This is a genomic window from Sphingopyxis sp. 22461 (genome assembly GCF_052044915.1).
Taxonomy (GTDB): domain Bacteria; phylum Pseudomonadota; class Alphaproteobacteria; order Sphingomonadales; family Sphingomonadaceae; genus Sphingopyxis.
This window is the reverse complement of sequence record NZ_JBQENY010000002.1, coordinates 183628-200298: the sequence shown is the minus strand read 5'-3', so window position 1 is coordinate 200298 and position 16671 is coordinate 183628. Positions and strand designations below refer to the sequence as shown.

Annotated in this window: 11 protein-coding genes; 1 reads left to right on the top strand and 10 read right to left on the bottom strand. The window is 64.9% G+C overall.

From position 1 onward, the window contains the following. Positions 1-101: 101 nt before the first annotated feature. Positions 102-1139 carry an AraC family transcriptional regulator gene (locus ACTJI5_RS03450; RefSeq protein ID WP_058536244.1) on the top strand — a complete coding sequence of 346 codons (1038 nt, stop codon included), beginning with the start codon at positions 102-104 and terminating at the stop codon, positions 1137-1139. A gap of 49 nt (positions 1140-1188) precedes the next feature. Here the strand turns inward: ACTJI5_RS03450 and ACTJI5_RS03445 are convergent, their stop codons facing one another. The 10 genes from ACTJI5_RS03445 to ACTJI5_RS03400 form a co-directional block, all read right to left on the bottom strand. After that, positions 1189-2835, bottom strand: coding sequence for an FAD-dependent oxidoreductase (locus ACTJI5_RS03445; RefSeq protein WP_440859416.1), 1647 nt, complete (start codon positions 2833-2835; stop codon positions 1189-1191). A 14-nt stretch (positions 2836-2849) separates the two neighbouring features. After that, positions 2850-5771 (bottom strand): TonB-dependent receptor, encoded by a 2922-nt coding sequence (locus ACTJI5_RS03440; protein ID WP_440859415.1) that lies wholly within the window; start codon positions 5769-5771, stop codon positions 2850-2852. 78 nt (positions 5772-5849) lie between these two features. Further along, positions 5850-6815: a FecR family protein gene (locus ACTJI5_RS03435; RefSeq protein WP_310254499.1), complete on the bottom strand. Its 966-nt coding sequence runs from the start codon at positions 6813-6815 to the stop codon at positions 5850-5852. After that, positions 6799-7338, bottom strand: a complete 540-nt coding sequence (locus ACTJI5_RS03430; RefSeq protein ID WP_310254497.1) for an RNA polymerase sigma factor — start codon at positions 7336-7338, stop codon at positions 6799-6801. Before ACTJI5_RS03430 ends, ACTJI5_RS03435 begins: the two co-directional genes overlap by 17 nt. A 185-nt stretch (positions 7339-7523) precedes the next feature. After that, on the bottom strand, positions 7524-8366 hold the full coding sequence (kduI, locus tag ACTJI5_RS03425; RefSeq protein ID WP_310254495.1) for a 5-dehydro-4-deoxy-D-glucuronate isomerase: 843 nt from the start codon (positions 8364-8366) through the stop codon (positions 7524-7526). 115 nt (positions 8367-8481) lie between these two features. After that, positions 8482-10632: a hypothetical protein gene (locus tag ACTJI5_RS03420; RefSeq protein ID WP_440859414.1), complete on the bottom strand. Its 2151-nt coding sequence runs from the start codon at positions 10630-10632 to the stop codon at positions 8482-8484. A gap of 42 nt (positions 10633-10674) precedes the next feature. After that, complete coding sequence (locus tag ACTJI5_RS03415) at positions 10675-13461, bottom strand: TonB-dependent receptor (protein ID WP_440859413.1); 2787 nt, start codon at positions 13459-13461, stop codon at positions 10675-10677. 110 nt (positions 13462-13571) lie between these two features. Next, positions 13572-14345 (bottom strand): FadR/GntR family transcriptional regulator, encoded by a 774-nt coding sequence (locus ACTJI5_RS03410; RefSeq protein ID WP_231732552.1) that lies wholly within the window; start codon positions 14343-14345, stop codon positions 13572-13574. 335 nt (positions 14346-14680) lie between these two features. Continuing rightward, a complete protein-coding gene (locus ACTJI5_RS03405; protein ID WP_440859412.1) occupies positions 14681-15175 on the bottom strand; it encodes a YdeI/OmpD-associated family protein in 495 nt (164 codons plus the stop codon). A gap of 10 nt (positions 15176-15185) precedes the next feature. Beyond that, positions 15186-16514, bottom strand: a complete 1329-nt coding sequence (locus ACTJI5_RS03400) for an MFS transporter (protein WP_156419582.1) — start codon at positions 16512-16514, stop codon at positions 15186-15188. Positions 16515-16671 lie beyond the last annotated feature (157 nt).

The following is a 16671-nucleotide window of genomic DNA, read 5'->3' as shown; positions in this document are numbered from 1 at the left end:
CCCGTTCCGCTGGGGGTAGAGCAGCGCCCGCTTGCACTTTTCACATTTCGTGACATAATTTTGGCATTAGACGCCAACGGGCGCGATCAGAGGAGAGAAGCGTGGCGGAACTCGTCCGCGTTGCGGCGCTGACCGGCTATTTTCCGGCGATGCGGGGGCTGGGGGCCGACCCGCGGCCTTTGCTGCGCGAATGCGGGCTGTCGCCCGAACTGTTCGCGAATCCCGAACAATTGATCTCGGCGCGAGCGACCATGCGCCTTCTGGAACGCAGCGCCGAGTTTACCGGCTGCGAGACATTGGGCCTTCGCATGGCCGGGGAGCGTGCGCTCGCCAATCTCGGTGTCGCCAGCCTGTTGATCGCGCACCAGCCGACGCTCCGCCTGGCGCTTCAGGCGATCACCGAATTTCGCAACCAGATCAACTCGACGCTCGTCCTGCATGTCGAGCCTTTCGGCGAGGAGGTCGTGCTACGCGAAGATTTTGCGCTGAGCAGCCCCGAGCCGCATCGCCAGTCATCCGATCTCGCGCTGGGCGTTCTCGTGCGCCTCTGCGCGAGCGTGCTGGGCGACAATTGGTCGCCGCTCTCGGTGTGCTTCTCGCGCGGCAAGCCGCAGGCGTCAGAAATGCAGGTCTATCGGCGGCTGTTCCATTGCGATGTTACGTTCGACTGCGAGTTCAACGGCCTTGTCATCGCCGCAGCCGACCTCGACCGGCCCGCGGCGCGCGCCGATTCCGCGCTTGCCGGACATGCCCGCGAGCTGATCTCGTCGGTGATGAACCCCGCGATGCGCACGGCTGCACAGGAGGTTGAGCAGTTGATCATGCTCCTGCTGCCTTCGGGCCGCGCCACGGTTCAATATTGTGCCGAATCGATGGGAACCACAGTGCGCACGCTGCAACGGATGCTCGACGCCGACGGGACGAGCTTCAGCGATCTTCTCAACCGTGCGCGAATGCAACTTTCCGCGCAATATCTCGCCAATCCGCGCACGCGGATCACCGATGTTGCCGAGATGCTCGGCTATGGATCGATCGGCGCCTATACCCGCTGGCATGGCCAGATATTCGGCGTGTCGCCGCGCCAATGGCGCATTTCGGCGAACCAAAGGCAACCCATATCGTCCGCTCCTGGTAACTAGGCGGCGGGACCCATGCCGAGCGGAACGCGTTTAGCGTCCGGGGTTCCTGTCAGTTCGCAAGTTCGAGGATTTGCCCTTCCGACGTCAGTCTTGCGCGAAGCTTGTCGTAGTCGACGTCCTGCACGGCGATCTGGTCGTCGATCGCGATCGATGACGCCGCGGCCGCGGACTGGCCGAGGATCATGAACACAGGCTCCATCCGGATCGAGCCATAGGCGATATGCGACGCCGACAGCGCGACCGGCACCAGCAGGTTCGTGGCTTCGCGCTTCTTCGGCACGATCGCGTCGTAACTGATCAGATAGGCGCGACCGGGGCTGATCTCGATATTGCCCTCGTTGCGCGCGAAGCCGCGTGCGTCGACGATCCGCTGCACATTATGCGAATCCATGTTGTACGAGCCCATGCCGACCGGCCGCGGCGTCGGTTTGGTGCCGCGCAAATGCGGTTCGGCCATCACGAAGTCGGAGACCATGCGGCGCGCTTCGCGCACATATATTTCGCGCGGCCAATGGCCGGTGCCGGTAAACTCATCCTTGCAGAGCCCCCATTTCGACATTTCCGCGCGGGTCTCGGCGGGCACGCCGGGGTCGTTCGCCATGAACCACAGCAGCCCTTGCTGATAGGTTGTGTGCTCGCGCGCAATCGCGGCGCGATCGGCATCGCTGCCCTCAGGATAGCCATAGTTCATCCCGATATTGTCGAACGAGAAGGCGCCGAAATTGTTCGTGTCGGTCTTGCCGTTGGGGATGCGGTCGAACTTGCGGAAATAGTCGCGATAGCCGGCGTCCATGTAGCGCTGGAGCAATATATACTGGCTCGCGTCATAGCCTGCTGGCTTGGGGAAGGGCACGCGGTTCGCCGGCACGTCGGTCAGGCACATGCGATAGGTATAGGCCTGGATCTTGCGGTCGGCCGTGCCGTCGCGCGCCGGGCGTTCGGCGCTGATCCGCGGCACCAGCCCGCTCGAGGGATTGCCGGGCACGCGATACGGATCGATGTCGAGCGTGAACTGGTGGTTGGTGGTGTTCGCGAGCTGGACGCCGTTGAGCGTCTCGCCATAGGTCGCGTTGCCCTCACGCCCGACGGTAAAACTGATGCCCGCGCCGGCCATCAGGTCGCCCTCATAGGTCGCGTCGATGAAGACCTTGCCCTCGAAACGCTGCCCGGTTTTAGAGCGGAACGCGGTGATGCGATTGCCGTCCATCTCGACGCCGCGCTTCGACCGGTCGAGCGGCTGATTGCGCACGATGATGACGCCCGCTTGTTTTGCCCAGTCCTCGAAGATGCGCTCGGCGACCTTCGGCTCGAACTGCCACATCGCATCGCCGTCGACGAAATTCTCGGCCCGGGCGGGGCGCGGGGCGTGGGTCCAGACCGACGGGTCGTCATAATATCGCTTCACCTTGCGGTAGAATTCGAGCGACAGGCCGCCGATCGCGCGATGGTTGCCGGTGTCGGACCAGCCGAGGCCGTTGGTCGACATGCCGCCGAGATAATCTTCGCGGCACACCAGCAGCACCGACCGGCCGAGGCGCCGCGCCTCGATCGCGGCGACAACCCCGCCCGAGGTACAGCCATAGATGACGATATCGGCGCGTGGATACGGCTCGGCGGCCGCGGGTGAGGGGATGGCCGCCATCGGCATAAGCCAGGCGGACAGGGTGGCGAGGGCGCGGAAGCGCTTGCGATCCATGGTGATCCTCTTGCTCAGAAGCTGGCGGCCACGCCGAAGAAGATCCGGCGATCCTCCTGTGCGCTGAACGTCAGGCGATCGGGTTCGCCCAGATACTGGCGGTCGATCGCCTTGGTCAGATTGATGCCTTCGAAGGTCAGGCGCAGATTGGGCGTCAGGTTGATCTGCGCCGATGCGTCGAGCTGACCGCGCGCGGAGATATAGGTGTTGCCGCCGCTGGCCGCGCCGCCAACCGAGTTCAGATATTTGCTGCGATAGGTATAGGCCGCGCGCACCGAGAAGATGTCGTCCTCATAATAGCCGATCAATGTGTAACTGTCGCGCGACAGGCCGGGGAGCGGGAGCTTCTCGCCGGTGATCGAATCGACCAGCGGCGTCGAGCTGTCGACATAGGTGTAGTTCGCCTGGATGCCGAGATTGTCGAACGGTGCGGGCAGGAAACGGAAGGCTTGTTGATAGGCGAGCTCGAAGCCCTTGATGTCGCCATCCTCGCCATTTTGCGGCTGCGATATATCGAACAGCCCGAACCGCTCGGAAAAGCCGGGAATGAACTCGCGGGTCACGGTGTTCACGGTGAAGGAATTGACCTTTTTGTAAAAGACCGCACCGGTAAGCGAACTCGAGGGTGCGAAATACCATTCGAGCGTGGCGTCATATTGCGTCGCCTCGAACGGCCGGAGATTGGGATTGCCGCGCGAGCCGGTCATGCTGACGGTGTTGGGCACGAAGCTGGCGCTGACCTGATTGAGGCCCGGCCGCGCAACGACCTCCGCCCCGGCCAGGCGCAGCGTCAGATCGTCGGTGAAGTCGATCGACAGATTCGCGCTGGGCAGCCAATAGCTGAAATCGGCCTTGATCATGGTCGTGGCGGTCGGCGACAGAAATCCCTTTGTCGCGCGCGCCGTGCTGACATAGCGCACCCCGGCGTTGCCCGAATAATGCAGGCCGCCGAATTCGCCCTCGAAATTGCCCTTCACATAGGCGCCGAGCGTATCCTGTTTGACGTCCTTGATCGAGGTCGGGCCGACGGTGATCGTCGTGTCGGAGGGATCGGGCCTCGCAAGGCCCAGCCCATCGCGGGCGGCCCATTTGTCGAGCGTGCCGCCGAGGAGATCGCGGGGAAAGGCGCCGTCGGCGCCGGGGAAGAAGGCGCCATAATCCTTGCCGTAGCTGAGCCCGGGTAGCTCGTCGACGGTCAGGATGCCGTCGCCGTTCGTGTCGTCGGCCGCGAGCAGGCTGGCCGCGACAGGCAGGTTCTGCGGATCGGCGGCGAGCAGCTTTACGCGCTCGTAGCGCACCCCGGTCTCCACCGAGGACAGGATGCCCCCTTCGGTCTGATACTCCCAGTCCAGCCGCCCGTCATAGCCGCTGTTCCGGGTCACCGCGTCATAGTCGAAGATCGACAGCAGCCGATATTGCGACGGATCGTTCGGGTTGAAATTGGCGTCGATCGAGAGATCCGGCACCGGATTGCCGGTCCTGAAATCATAGCTCGCGTTCGCGGTGTTGCCCGTGCGCGGCACGACCACATAAGCGAACGACGCACCCGGCCCGCCGTCGCTGCCCTTGCCATGGGCATAGGACATATCGAAGCTCACCCGCGCGCGGTCGCTCTCCCATTTCACCGATCCGCCGAGCAGGGTCGATTTGAGGTCGGTCGGCTCGTCATAGATCAGCGGCCGGACGGTCACGCCGGTGAAGGTGCCGGCGACGACCGTGTTGCTGTCGTTTACGATCGCATCGGTGTCGTTGTTGTTGAACAACACCTGGTAATTGACGCTGTTCCGCTGGCGCTTGAGGTGGTTGAAGGTCGCGTCGAGGATGATTTCGAGCGTGTCGGTGGGGCGCCACTGCGCAGTGCCGTTCACCGTCAGCCGCTGTTCGGCGCGATCGAAGATGCGCGCCATGAAGCGGTTCGGGCGGTACAGGCCCGGATCGTCCACGCCGTCGCCATTGCCGTCGATCGCGCCGGTCTGTGTCCAGCCGCCGGCATCGAACGAATGACCCTGCGTCTTCGTGTCCGAATAGGCGACGCTGGCGAGCAGCCCGAAGCGCTCGCCGAAACTCTTCGAAACCATCGCCGAGCCGCGATAGCCGACATGGTCGGCCTGATCGGCATAGGCGCCCTGGAGGCGTCCGGCGGCGACGAAGTCCTTGAGGTCGAGCGGGCGCTTGGTCTTGAGGTTCACCGTCGCGCCGAGCGCACCCTCGGGCATGTCGGCGGTGGGCGATTTGATGACGAGGATCGAGGAGATGATCTCGGGGCTCACCGATTCCAGCGCCGCGTTACCGCCATTGCCCGGCCCGATATAGTTGCGGCCGTTGATTTCGAGCCGGTTCTGCGAAATCCCGCGCACGGTGAAGTTCGATCCATCGCCCTCGCGCCGGCTGATCTGGACGCCCGTCACGCGGCTCATCGCTTCCGCCACATTCTGGTCGGGCATCTTGCCGATGTCCTGCGCGGTGATGACGTCGACGATCGACTGTGCTTCGCGCTTGGCGTTGATCGACTCCTGAAGCGACGCGCGGATGCCGGTGACGACGATGTCCTCGCCGGCTTGCGTGCCGGCTGCAGGGCCGGAAGCTTGTTGTGCGGGAGTCTCCGCCAGGCTTGCCTGCGTGACCGCCGCGCGGCGCTTCAGCACGAACGCTTTGCCGACCTTGACCGGGACCAGGTCGGTGCCGGACAGGAGCAGCCGCAGCGCCGCGGCTACTTCCATCGATCCCTTGACGCGATTGACCCGCAAGCCTTCGGTAATGGCCCCGGGTGCGAGGATCTGGATGCCGGCCTGATGCGCGAACATCGGGATGCCGGTCTGCGCGGCCTGCGCGGGAACGTCGAAACGGCGGACTTGTGCGGCCGCCTCGGCGGGCGAAGCCACGCCGCATATGATTGCGGCGGCGGTCCCCAGCAGATGAATACGCGCGTGCGTCAATTCGATCCTCCCCTTTTCATCGGGCGCCCTATTGCCGGTGCGCTCTCGATACCAAGAGTCCGCGCCGGCGGGTTTCCGTCAGGGTAGCGGGTTCTTTTTTCGCGCCAGCCGGATCTCGCCAGGGGTGGTCGTGACGGCGACGTCGAGCGAGGCGCTCAACGTTGCAGCGAAATCGGCGGGGCGGTCGATCTGGAAAAGCCCCACCAGCCGCGCGCTCGCCAGATCCGGGTCCGCGATCACCAGCTGTTGGCGATTGTAGCGGTTGAACTGTTCGACGGCGCTGCCCAGCGTTTCGTTTTCCAGCGAGATCTCGCCGCTGCGCCACGCCAGCGATCGCTCGATCGCGGCGGGCTCGGTCGCGATTTCGGGCGCCGCCGCGCCGGGCCGGAAGGTGGCATATTGCCCCGCCTCCAGGATCGTCATCGTCCCGCCGCTGTCGGTTGCCCAGGCGGCGACCCTGCCTTCGGTGACGGCGACGCGCACGCCGCTGTCCGTGCGGCGCACCGAGAAGGCGGTGCCGACCGCGCGCACCTGCGCGATGCCGGCATCGACGACGAAGGGGCGCTTGCGATCCTTGGCGACCTGAAACCAGGCCTGCCCCTCCCGCAGTGCTATGCGGCGGCTGTCGTCCGCCATCGCGACGCGCAAACTGCTGCTGGTGTCGATCGTGGCGACCGAGCCGTCGGCGAGCGGCAGCCGCCTGATCTCGCCGCGCGCGGTCGTCACGCGCTCGACCATCAGGTGCGGCCAGGCGACGATCCCGGCAATCCCCGCCGCCATCGCGCCGCCGGCGCCCGCGAGCAGCCACCGCCGCGTCGGGGCGGTGGCGGGGGGAAGGGGGCGCGCAACATCGATAGGCGCGCCCGCTGCCACCGTGCCCCCTGCCACCGCACGGTCGATCGCACTCAACCCCGCCTGCGCGCGGAGCAGCGCACCGGCATGGCGGCGATCCTGTGCCAGCCATGCCTCGAGCTCGGCGCGTCCGGCCGCATCGAGCGGGTGACGCAGCGCCCAGGCGGCGGCCTCTTCAGCGTGATCGCGCATGCGCAACGCCTCCGTCCGACAATCTTGCCTGCTCGGGTTCCGGCTCGGTGATCAGCTTCAGGATCGCGCGCAGGCTGCGGCTCGCGTCATTCTCGACCACCGCCTCGCTCACGCCCATCGCCGCCGCGATTTCCTTTTGGGTCAGCCCTTCGACCCGGCGCATGAGGAAAATCCGCCGGGCGCGCTCGGGCAGGGTGGCGAGCGCCGCCTGTACGCGCTCGAGTTCCTGACGCGCGGCGGCGAACCGTTCGGGCGAGAGCTGGTCGCTTTCCGATTCGGCATCGAAGGTTTCCGCCAGCGCTTCGATCCGGACGACGCGTGCGTGCTTGCGCTGCCGCTGCGCCAGGTTGCGCGCCATGGTGAACAGATAGGCGCGCGGCGTCGTGACGTGCGCGACGTCATCGAGCTGGGCAAGGCGACAATAACATTCCTGCACGATGTCCTCCACGTCGGCCGCGGCGACGAGCCGTCGCTGCAGCCATAGCCGCAGGTCGCGTTCGTGCGGCAGGATCTCGCGTCCCACCCACTCGGCTAGCGCCTCGCGTTCCGTCGTTTCACTCCTCTCACCCTCTAAGAGGCCCGACCGCGACGTTTCCGTCAACCGAGATGCTGAATCAGGTTGTTTAATTCCGCTCGATCCGCCTCCGCTGCGACGCCTGAAGGCCGTCGCTCGCCGTTTCCGGCGATCGCCGGTTAAATATCAGCAGGTTAGGCGAGCTGACAGATGTCGAGGACGTTCATGTCGTCATAGTCCTGGTTCTCGCCCGCCATGACCCAGATGAACGCGTAGGCGCCGGTGCCGGCGCCCATGTGGATCGACCAGGGCGGGGAGATCACCGCCTCGCCGTCCGCCATGACGATATGACGCGTGGCGTCGCCCTGACCCATGAAGTGCATCACCCGGCCTTGCGTGGGATCGTCGAGATCGAAGTAGAAATAAATCTCGCTCCGGCGTTCGTGGACGTGCGGCGGCATCGTGTTCCACACGCTTCCCGGCTTGAGGATCGTGAGGCCCATCGCGAGCTGCGCGCTGTCGCACACGCCCGGAATGACGAGTTGATGGATCGTCCGGTCGTTCGCTTCCTTAAGGCTGCCGCGCTCGAGTATCTTCGCGCTGGCGAGCGGCAGCTTTCGTGTCTCGAAGGCGCGATGGGCGGGGGAGGAGGCGAGGTAGAAACGTGCATCGTCGCCGGAAAAGCTGACGTCTTTCGCGCCCATCGTGACGTACAAGCTGTCCTTCGCGCCTAGCGCGAACGGCTCGCCATCGACGGTGACCGTCCCCACGGCGCGGCCGACGTTGACGATGCCGAGCTCGCGCCGCTCGAGGAACGCGTGGCCGGCAGCGGAGGCGGGCTCCGACTGATCAGGCAGGCGGACACTCCCGCTCTCGACCAGCACACCGCCGATCACCAGCCGGTCGGCATGGGTGTAGTTGAGCACGCATTGGTTGGGGCGAAACAAATTCTGAATGAGATAGCGATCGCGCAATTCGTCATTGGACACGCCCGCCATCATGTCGGGATGGGTGGCGTAATAGGTTCGATCGAACATGGCTGCTCCGAAGAAGGACCGGGCCGGGTCTGTATGTTGGGGGCACCGCTCCGCGTCAAAAGGCCACGTGCAGTCGCCATCGAAGCGATGACGACTGCACGGGCAGGGGAGGTTCTTATTTCCCTTTCAGGAATACCGGGGGCGTGTAGGCGCCGTTCGTCGCGACGTCCCACACCTCGATGCGCGCCCATTTCCGGCCGCTGAGGTTGACGCGCTTTTCGATCGTGCGCGTCCCGAACGGCGCCCCGCCGGTCAGGTCGATGCGATCGCGATAGACTTTTTTGCCGTCGCCACTCACGACTTCGGCGAAGGCGGGCGGGAAGGTCCATTCGATCTTCGCCCGCACCACGGCATTGCGTCCGAATGCGGCTTCTTCGCCGCTCTTCGCCCCGTCGATCGTGAATTCGGGGATCAGAACTTCGCCGGTGGTGGTGAAGAAGCGGCCACCGCGCAGCGCGTCGAGCACGCTCTGCCAGCCATCGGTATAGCGCGGCAACGGTCCGTCGAGCCGGAGATAGTTGATGTTCATATGCGCGTAGAGCTCGCTCTCGTCGGAGAGCTGGAACACGTCGACCTCGCCGGGGGCGAATTTGCGCTCGGACGGTTTCGCCGCCCAGTTGTTCATGTCGTCGAGCGTGTCGAGCACGCGGGTGCCGAGGCGCGGCAGCGAATAGTCCGACGGCATATTCTTCCACGCGCCGCCGAGGAAGCGGTCGCTCTTGAAGAAGGGCGTGTCCTTATGCTTGTCGGGGAAGCCATACGAACCCTTGATCCGCGGGTGCGCGGTCCACATCAGGCCTTTCTCGTCCTGCATCAGCTTCAGGACATCCTCCGGCGAGCCGACATGATAGATCTTGCCCAGCTTGGGATCATTCTCGACGAAGGGCTGCCCCTCCTTGCGGTCGAGCGTCCAATAGACCGGCTTGGGGAAAAAGCTGATCCAGTGCCCGCCGAGCTGGACGTTGGGCTCCTCGCCCGGAAGCAGCAGCAGCTTGTCATCCGACAGCCGCGCGGTCTCGGCGTGCATCGTCTTGAGCAGGGTCAGCCGGTCGCCGGCGCGATCGAGCGCCTCGCGGCCGAGGTGAAGCTCGGCGAGATGGACGATCTCGACGTTCATGTCCTTGAAGCGCTTGACGAAGGCGGGGGACTCCAGCCCGTCGGGCACGCCGGTCGATTGCTGGAAGCGCGCCGTGTTGAGGAAGGCTTCGGTATGCTCGACATGATAGTGGCTGGTGAAGGTGCGGTGCCCGTCGAGCGCCTTGAAGCGGTCGCCGCGGGTATAGGCGAGTGCGGCCTTGGTGACGCTCGCGGCGTCGCCGCTGTCGGGCAGCAGGAACACGCCCATGTCCTGCGTCGTGCCCGGCGGGGCGTTGACCCACGGGACGTAGCGCCGGTCGCCCTCGAGCGTCTGACGCACGCCGAAGCTCGTGCGACCGGCAAGGTTGCGATAGTCGCTGCCGTACCACGCCGAATTGTCGTTGTTGGCATAGTCGAGCGGATAATAGAATTGATGCGGCGGCGGGACCACGCCCAGCGACCCGCCCGCGGTGCCCTCGGCAACGATCATGCGCGCGCGCACCTTGGGCGAGACCGCGGGTTTGCGCGATGCCTCGCCTTCCTTGCGCACGATCGTGTCGGACAGATCGGTGAAGGCGATCGATTGCCACGGCAGCGCCGCCGATGTCGCGACGCTGAGCCCGGCATCGAAGGTGTAGGCGGTGGCGGGGCGCTGCGTCGACATCACCATCGCCGCACGCACCAGCCGCGAGCCCGGATAGATGGTGAACTGATAGGTGCCCGAGAAGGGCCCGGCCGCCGCGCCGCCGACGATCACCTTGGTATAGCCACCCTCCGCGCGCACGCTGATGTCGCTGCGCGCGAGGGTCAGCGGGAAGCTTTCGAACGGCCGCGTGCGCGGATTGTCGAAGAAGACCGTCCAGCCTTCCTTGAGATCGCGCGTGCCGACGGTGACAACCCCGGCGGGATCGATCCCGCCGAGGATCGGCTTGCCCGCGATCGAGACCGCCTCGATCAGCGGCTTGCCGGGATCGAGCGACAGGACGAGCTGCGCGCGCTCACCCTCGGCCGAGGGCCAGTCGATCGCCACCGAGCCCTGTGTCCGCGCAACGCGCACGTCGCCGGGCAGCGCCTTGCTGGGCGCGTTGAGAACCGTCGCCGGTGCCTGCGCGTGCGCCGCGCCCGCCAAGCCGACAGCGGTTATCGCGGTTGCCAGCGCCAGCGCGGTGAAAATCCGTTTCCTGTTCAAACCATCCTCCTGTTTTTCGTCATTCGCGGGGCCGTCATCGGGTCAGAAGTTGAAGCGGACGCCGAGCGAATATGTCGTGTCGTCGTTCCGCACTTCGCGGACGAAATCCTGGCGCGATTCGAAGTTGCGCGTTTTCTGGCCGGTGATGTTCGTACCGGCGAGGCTGACCGTGATATTCGGCGTCACATCGTAATTGAGGCCGAAGTCGAGCCGCCCCGCGGCGCGAATGCCATTGAGCCCGACGGGGATCGAAACCGGGCGGAGCGATAGGCCATTGGTGATGTCGCCATCGAAATATCTGGAGCGATAGGTGTAGATCATCCGCGCCGAGATGCCGTATTTCTCGTAAATCAGGCCGATGTTGTAATTATATTTGGAGACGCCGAGCAGCGGCAGACCCTGAAGCCGGTCGCCGGGGGTCGTCACCTCGCTGTCGATGATCGTGAAGTTCCCGATCACGCCCGCGCCGTCGAGACCTTCGGGAAGGAAGTCGAGGAACAGCTGGCCGCCGACTTCGACGCCCTTGATCTTGGCGGACCCCAGGTTGCGGGGGGTCGAGATCACATATTGCAGGCCGTCGATCGTCCGCACTTCGGTCCCGTTGATGATGCGGTCGGTGATGTCGCGATAGAAGCCGACCACCGAAACATAATTGCTGCGGCCGAAATAATATTCGAGCGACGCATCGAAGCTGTCGGCCTTTTGCGGCCGGAGGTCGGGATTGCCGCCCGATCCGGAGTTCTGGATCGTGCTCACGTAGGACACGACATAGCTGAGCCCGGGGTTGAGCTGGCCGAAGCTGGGCCGCGAAAGCGTCTTCGAATAGTTGAAGCGTGCCTGAAGGCCGCCGCCGAACTGGACGCGCGCGCTGGCGTTGGGCAAGAGATCGGTGTCGCTGGTCGAGCGCTGAACCAGCACGACGCGCGAGGTGCTCGTTGCCGGATCGGTCACGCGGCCCGAACCGGCAATGTTTCGGTCGGTGCGGGTCAAGCGGGCACCCACCATGCCGTCGACCGAGATCGCATCGGTCAGCGAGAATTCGTACCCCGCCTGCAGGAAGCCGGCATAGCTTTTCTCCTGCGCATCATAGTCGCGCGTCGGATCGAAAGCCGGGGTGTCGGGTGAGATGCGGTACAGCGTCCTGAGCTGCCGCTTGATCGATTCCTGCGTCAGATATCTAGGGTCGATCTGCAGGAAGGATGCGCCGTCGTTCATCTGCGGCACCCCGGGGGCCTGCGACAATATGTCGGAGGGGAGGCCGGCGGCGGTGAGCGGCGTCACGAACGAACCGCCGGGTGCGGGTGGGCCGCCGAGATATTGCTCGAACCCGGCCTTGCGCCGCGCGACGCGAACGCCAGCCTGGACATAGTCGAGCAACCCGGCGTCGAAGTCGTATTTGGCGTCGCTCATCACCGACCATAACGTGCCGCGGCTGCGGTTGATGTCTTCGGTCATGCCGTTGGCGAACGCGAGGCCGGCGGGGTCGTTCATCGGGTTGCCCGGCATCGTTGCCTGCACCTCGTGATTGTTATCGCGGACCTGAACCAGCTCGGCGATGCGCTTGCCGATATCGACGCGAAAGCTGTTGTTTCTGTTGGTCGAGGATTCATAGGAGATATCGGTATTCCAGCTGAGCGCGCCGATTTCCTTGTTGAAGCCGGTGGCGATCACATAGATGTCGGTGCGCGCCTTGTTGGCGACGGTCGCGGTGTAATATTCGAGGTTGCGTGCGGTATAGCCGGTGGCGTTGCACAGCTCGCGGATCGTGCCGGTGCCCGTCGGATTGGTCGGGCTCCGCACGTTGCCCGAATAATAGCCGTCGGGACCGACTGCGAAATCCTCGCAGGTGTCGCCCGCGGTCGCCTCGAACGACGTTCCGGTGAAGGCACGGAAGGTCGGGCGCGCCTGATAGACGTTGCCGCGAAAGCCCGCGAACAGGCCCTCGACATAGATTTTGGTATCGGTATCGGGCGCCCATTCGAGCGAGAAATTGCCCTGCGGGCGCTCATATTTGCCAAACTCGATTGCGGCGGCGAAGCCGGTCGGCGCGTGCAGGTTCGGGGGCGAACCGGCGGGGCCGGCGCTGGTGGCGCGCGTCCAGTCGTTCCACGCGACCGGCCGGGCATATTTGTTGCGCTGGTACGAGATGCTGGCCATCGCCGCGATCTCGCCTTCCCCCGCGTCCCAGCGGTTGGCGACGAGCAGGCTCAGCGCCGGATTGAGCGTATTCTTCGAACCGGCTTCCTGCAGATAGGTCGCGCGTGCGCTGCCCGCGATCGTCAGTTCCTTGAAGTCGAGCGCGCGGCGCAGGCGCATGTTGACGCCGCCCGCGACGCCGCCTTCGAGCCGCTCGGCTGAGTTGGACTTGTAGACATCGACCCCCGCAAGCGCTTCGGCCGGCAGATCCTGAAACGAGAAGCCGCGGCCGACCCCGGTGAAAATCTCGCGCCCGTTGAGCGTGGTAATGATGTCGTCGAGGCCGCGGATGCGCGCGCCGACGATCTCGTTATTGCCGCCGACGACGACCTGCACGCCGGGCACGCGCTGGAGCGCCGACGCCGTGGTCATGTCGGGAAGCTTGCCGATATCCTCGGCGACGATCGAGTCGACCACCGCGGTCGACTCGCGCTTGATTTCGGCGGCGCGAGCAAGGCTCTGGCGGATGCCGGTGACGACGATGGCGTCCCCGTCCTGAACATCGCTTGCCGCCGGATCCACGGCCGCCTGATTTGCGGATGGTTCGGCGGCCGGCGCGGTCTGCGCCTTTGCCATATGAGCGCCGCTGGCGAGCGCGATCAACGCCACGGAAGCGCGAAGACTGATCTTCAATGGAACTCTCCCTGTAAGACATCATATAAATTAAGCGGATTGATCATATAATTCTGTCGGACGTAATACGGTGCCTGAGTTGGCCTTCAGGTCATTGCTGTTGGTGTGGTTCAGCCCGTCGGGCTGTGGGAGGACATAAAGTCTTGCAGATCGCGGTGCCGTTTGAGGCTGCTGCTCATATGGCTCCGCGCCGCCACCCGTGCGGCGTCGGGATCGCGGCGGATGATGGCGTCGAGGATCGCCTCATGCTCTTCGCTGATCACCGCCTTGTAACGCGCGCCGACATAGCTTTGCCCCTGGCGCAGATAGAGCGAGCGCGGCGGGACGAGGCGGACGCCGAGAAAATCGATCAGCTTGGCATAATAGGTGTTCTTGCTGGCCCGCGCGATGACATTGTGGAACTCGACATCGGCCTTGACCGAATCGTCGAGGCCGATCGCTGCTTCGCCAAGGATCTTGAGCTGCTGGCGCATGCTCATCACATCGACCTCGCTGCGCCGTTCGGCGGCCAGCGCGGCCATCTCGGTTTCAACGCTGAGCCGCAGTTCGAGCAACTGGATCACGTCGCTGAGATTTTCGACCTCTTCGCGGGTGATCTGGAATGCCTGATAACGGGCGGTCTCGCTGACGAAGAGACCTTTGCCCTGGCGGGCCTCGACCAATCCCGCGGCGGCGAGGCGGGCGACCGCTTCGCGGACCACCGTTCGGCTCACGCCCAGCACATCGACGAATTCCGCCTCGGTAGGAAGCTGCGAGCCGGGCCAGTGTGCGCCGGACAGGATGCTTGCGCGGATATGTTCGCACGCGGCGTCGACCAGCGACGGCCGCCGCTTGCGAAGCGCCAACCGCTCGTCGTGCACAGCGTCGGTTCCGCCCTGCCTCACGCGCCCATTCTCCCGCCGCCAGCGCTTGATGCGCCATACCCGACTCACATTACCAGTTATAAGTTATATGACAACTTAAATAATTTCATTTCATTTTAGAAAGATGTTCGAGACGCGCAAGGCCAAGCGCGTACGGCTTTTCACCGCGTTCATATCCCGAAGGCTCGCTGCCTACGCTCCGCTTCTCGCGGGATTGTCCGTATCGTGCGACTGAGGCGGGGAGATCACCCGCATATTTGCAGAGGGCAAGCACCTCCCAGTGGACATCGGATCGGTCGATCCTCGATAGACCGGGCATTATATCATCGGCGATGTCGCCGTGCGGGACGCGTCGCTCAGTTCCAGTCGCGCGCGAGGAAACGCGCCTTCGCGCCGCCGAGGACGCCGATGGCACGGTCGATGTTGCGCTGCCGTGCCGCGTCCGATTTCAGATTGGCGAGGTAACGCAGGATTTCCTTCTGGAGACTCGGCTGGAGGCCGTCCCATCTGGCCTTGGCCCCGGCGTCTTCATCGAGGCGCGCCGCGAATTCGGGGAGCATCTCGTCTTGCGGGCCGCTGCGATAGGCGGGGTCGAAGGCAAGCGACACGTCGACCGTGTCGCCGACATCGGCGCCCGACGCCTTGCGGACGACGCCGTCGAGATAGAGGTAAAAGCTCCCGTCGCCCGCGGGCATCATGTTGACCCGCCAGGCGGGATCGGGATGGCCGTTCACCTGGACCAGGACGGGCAGGGGCTTTTTCCAGCCGGCCTTGATCCGCCGCGCCCGTGCGGCGCTGACCAGCACATAGGGATTGATCCCCCTCAGTTCGATCTTCGCCCTGAATTCCATGTGCGCGCGGTTAGCCGATCGTGCTCGCCAATTCGCGGTTGAGCCAGAGTGCGACGAGCGTGCCGATCGCGCCCGAGAGCAGATAGGCGCCCGCGGCGATCAACCCGAACTGGCTGGAGAGCCAGAGCGCGACCATCGGCGCGAAGCCGGCGCCGAACAGCCAGGCGAGGTCGGAGGTGAAGGCCGAGCCGGTGTAGCGGTGACGCGGCTGGAAGTTCGACGAGAGCGCGCCCGACGACTGGCCAAAGGAGAGGCCGAGCAGCGCGAAGCCAAGGATCATGAAGGTCGCTTCGCCGATTTCGCCGGCGTCGAGCAGCTGCGGCGCGAAGCCGCTGAACGCCGCGATCGCGGCGGCGGTGGCCGCGAGCAGCGTGCGGCGGCCGAAGCGGTCGGCGAGCGCGCCCGATGCGATGATCGTTCCGATGCCGACGACCGCGGCGATCGCCTCGATCATCAAAAAGCGGACCGGGCTTTCGTCGGTGAACAGAAACACCCACGACAGCGGATAGACGGTGACCATGTGGAACATCGCGAAGCTGGCGAGCGGCGCGAAGGTGCCGATGACGATCGTCTTCCATTCCGACCGCACCGTTTCGAGAAGCGGCGCCGGCTGGAGCGCGCGGTTCTCGAACAATTCGGCATATTCGGGGGTCACGACGATGCGCAGCCGCGCGAAGAGCGCGACGACGTTGATCGCGAAGGCGACGAAGAAGGGATAGCGCCAGCCCCACGCCAGGAAATCCTCGGCGGGCAGCGCCGCGATCAGGAACATGAAGAGCAGGCTGGCGACGATCAGGCCGAGCGGCGCGCCGAGCTGCGGGATCATCGCGTACCAGCCGCGCTTGTTCTCGGGCGCGTTGAGCGCGAGCAGCGAGGCGAGGCCGTCCCACGAACCGCCGAGCGCGACGCCCTGACCCATGCGGAACAGCGCGAGCAACAGCGCGGCGCCGATGCCGACCGATTCATAGCTGGGGACGAAGGCGATCGCCGCGGTCGAGCCGCCGAGCAGGAACAGCGCGATGGTGAGCTTGGCGCCGCGGCCATAGGCGCGGTCGATCGCGGTGAAGATGATCGTGCCGACCGGGCGCGCGACGAAGGCGAGCGCGAAGATCGCGAACGACCAGAGCGTGCCCGTCAGCGGATCGAGGTGCGGGAAGACGAGCTTCGGAAACACCAGCACCGACGCGATCGCATAAACGAAGAAGTCGAAGAATTCGGAGGTGCGGCCGATGATGACGCCGATCGCGATCTCGGCGGGGTCGATGCGGTGGCCGCCGTCTTCGTGGAGGGCGCGGGCGTCGCGTTCGACCTCGGTGGTGGGCACGGTATCGGCAGCCATGGTAACAATCCTTGAGCTGGCGCCCTCCGCAGGACAGGATGCGGCGGCACGAGTCGGTCATAGGGCAAAATTACCCCGAATGAAAATGCCCCTGCGCGATCATGAGCGGTCGCGGGATTGGACAAAATGTCCTATGTGCAGTGCAACAAAGGAGGCC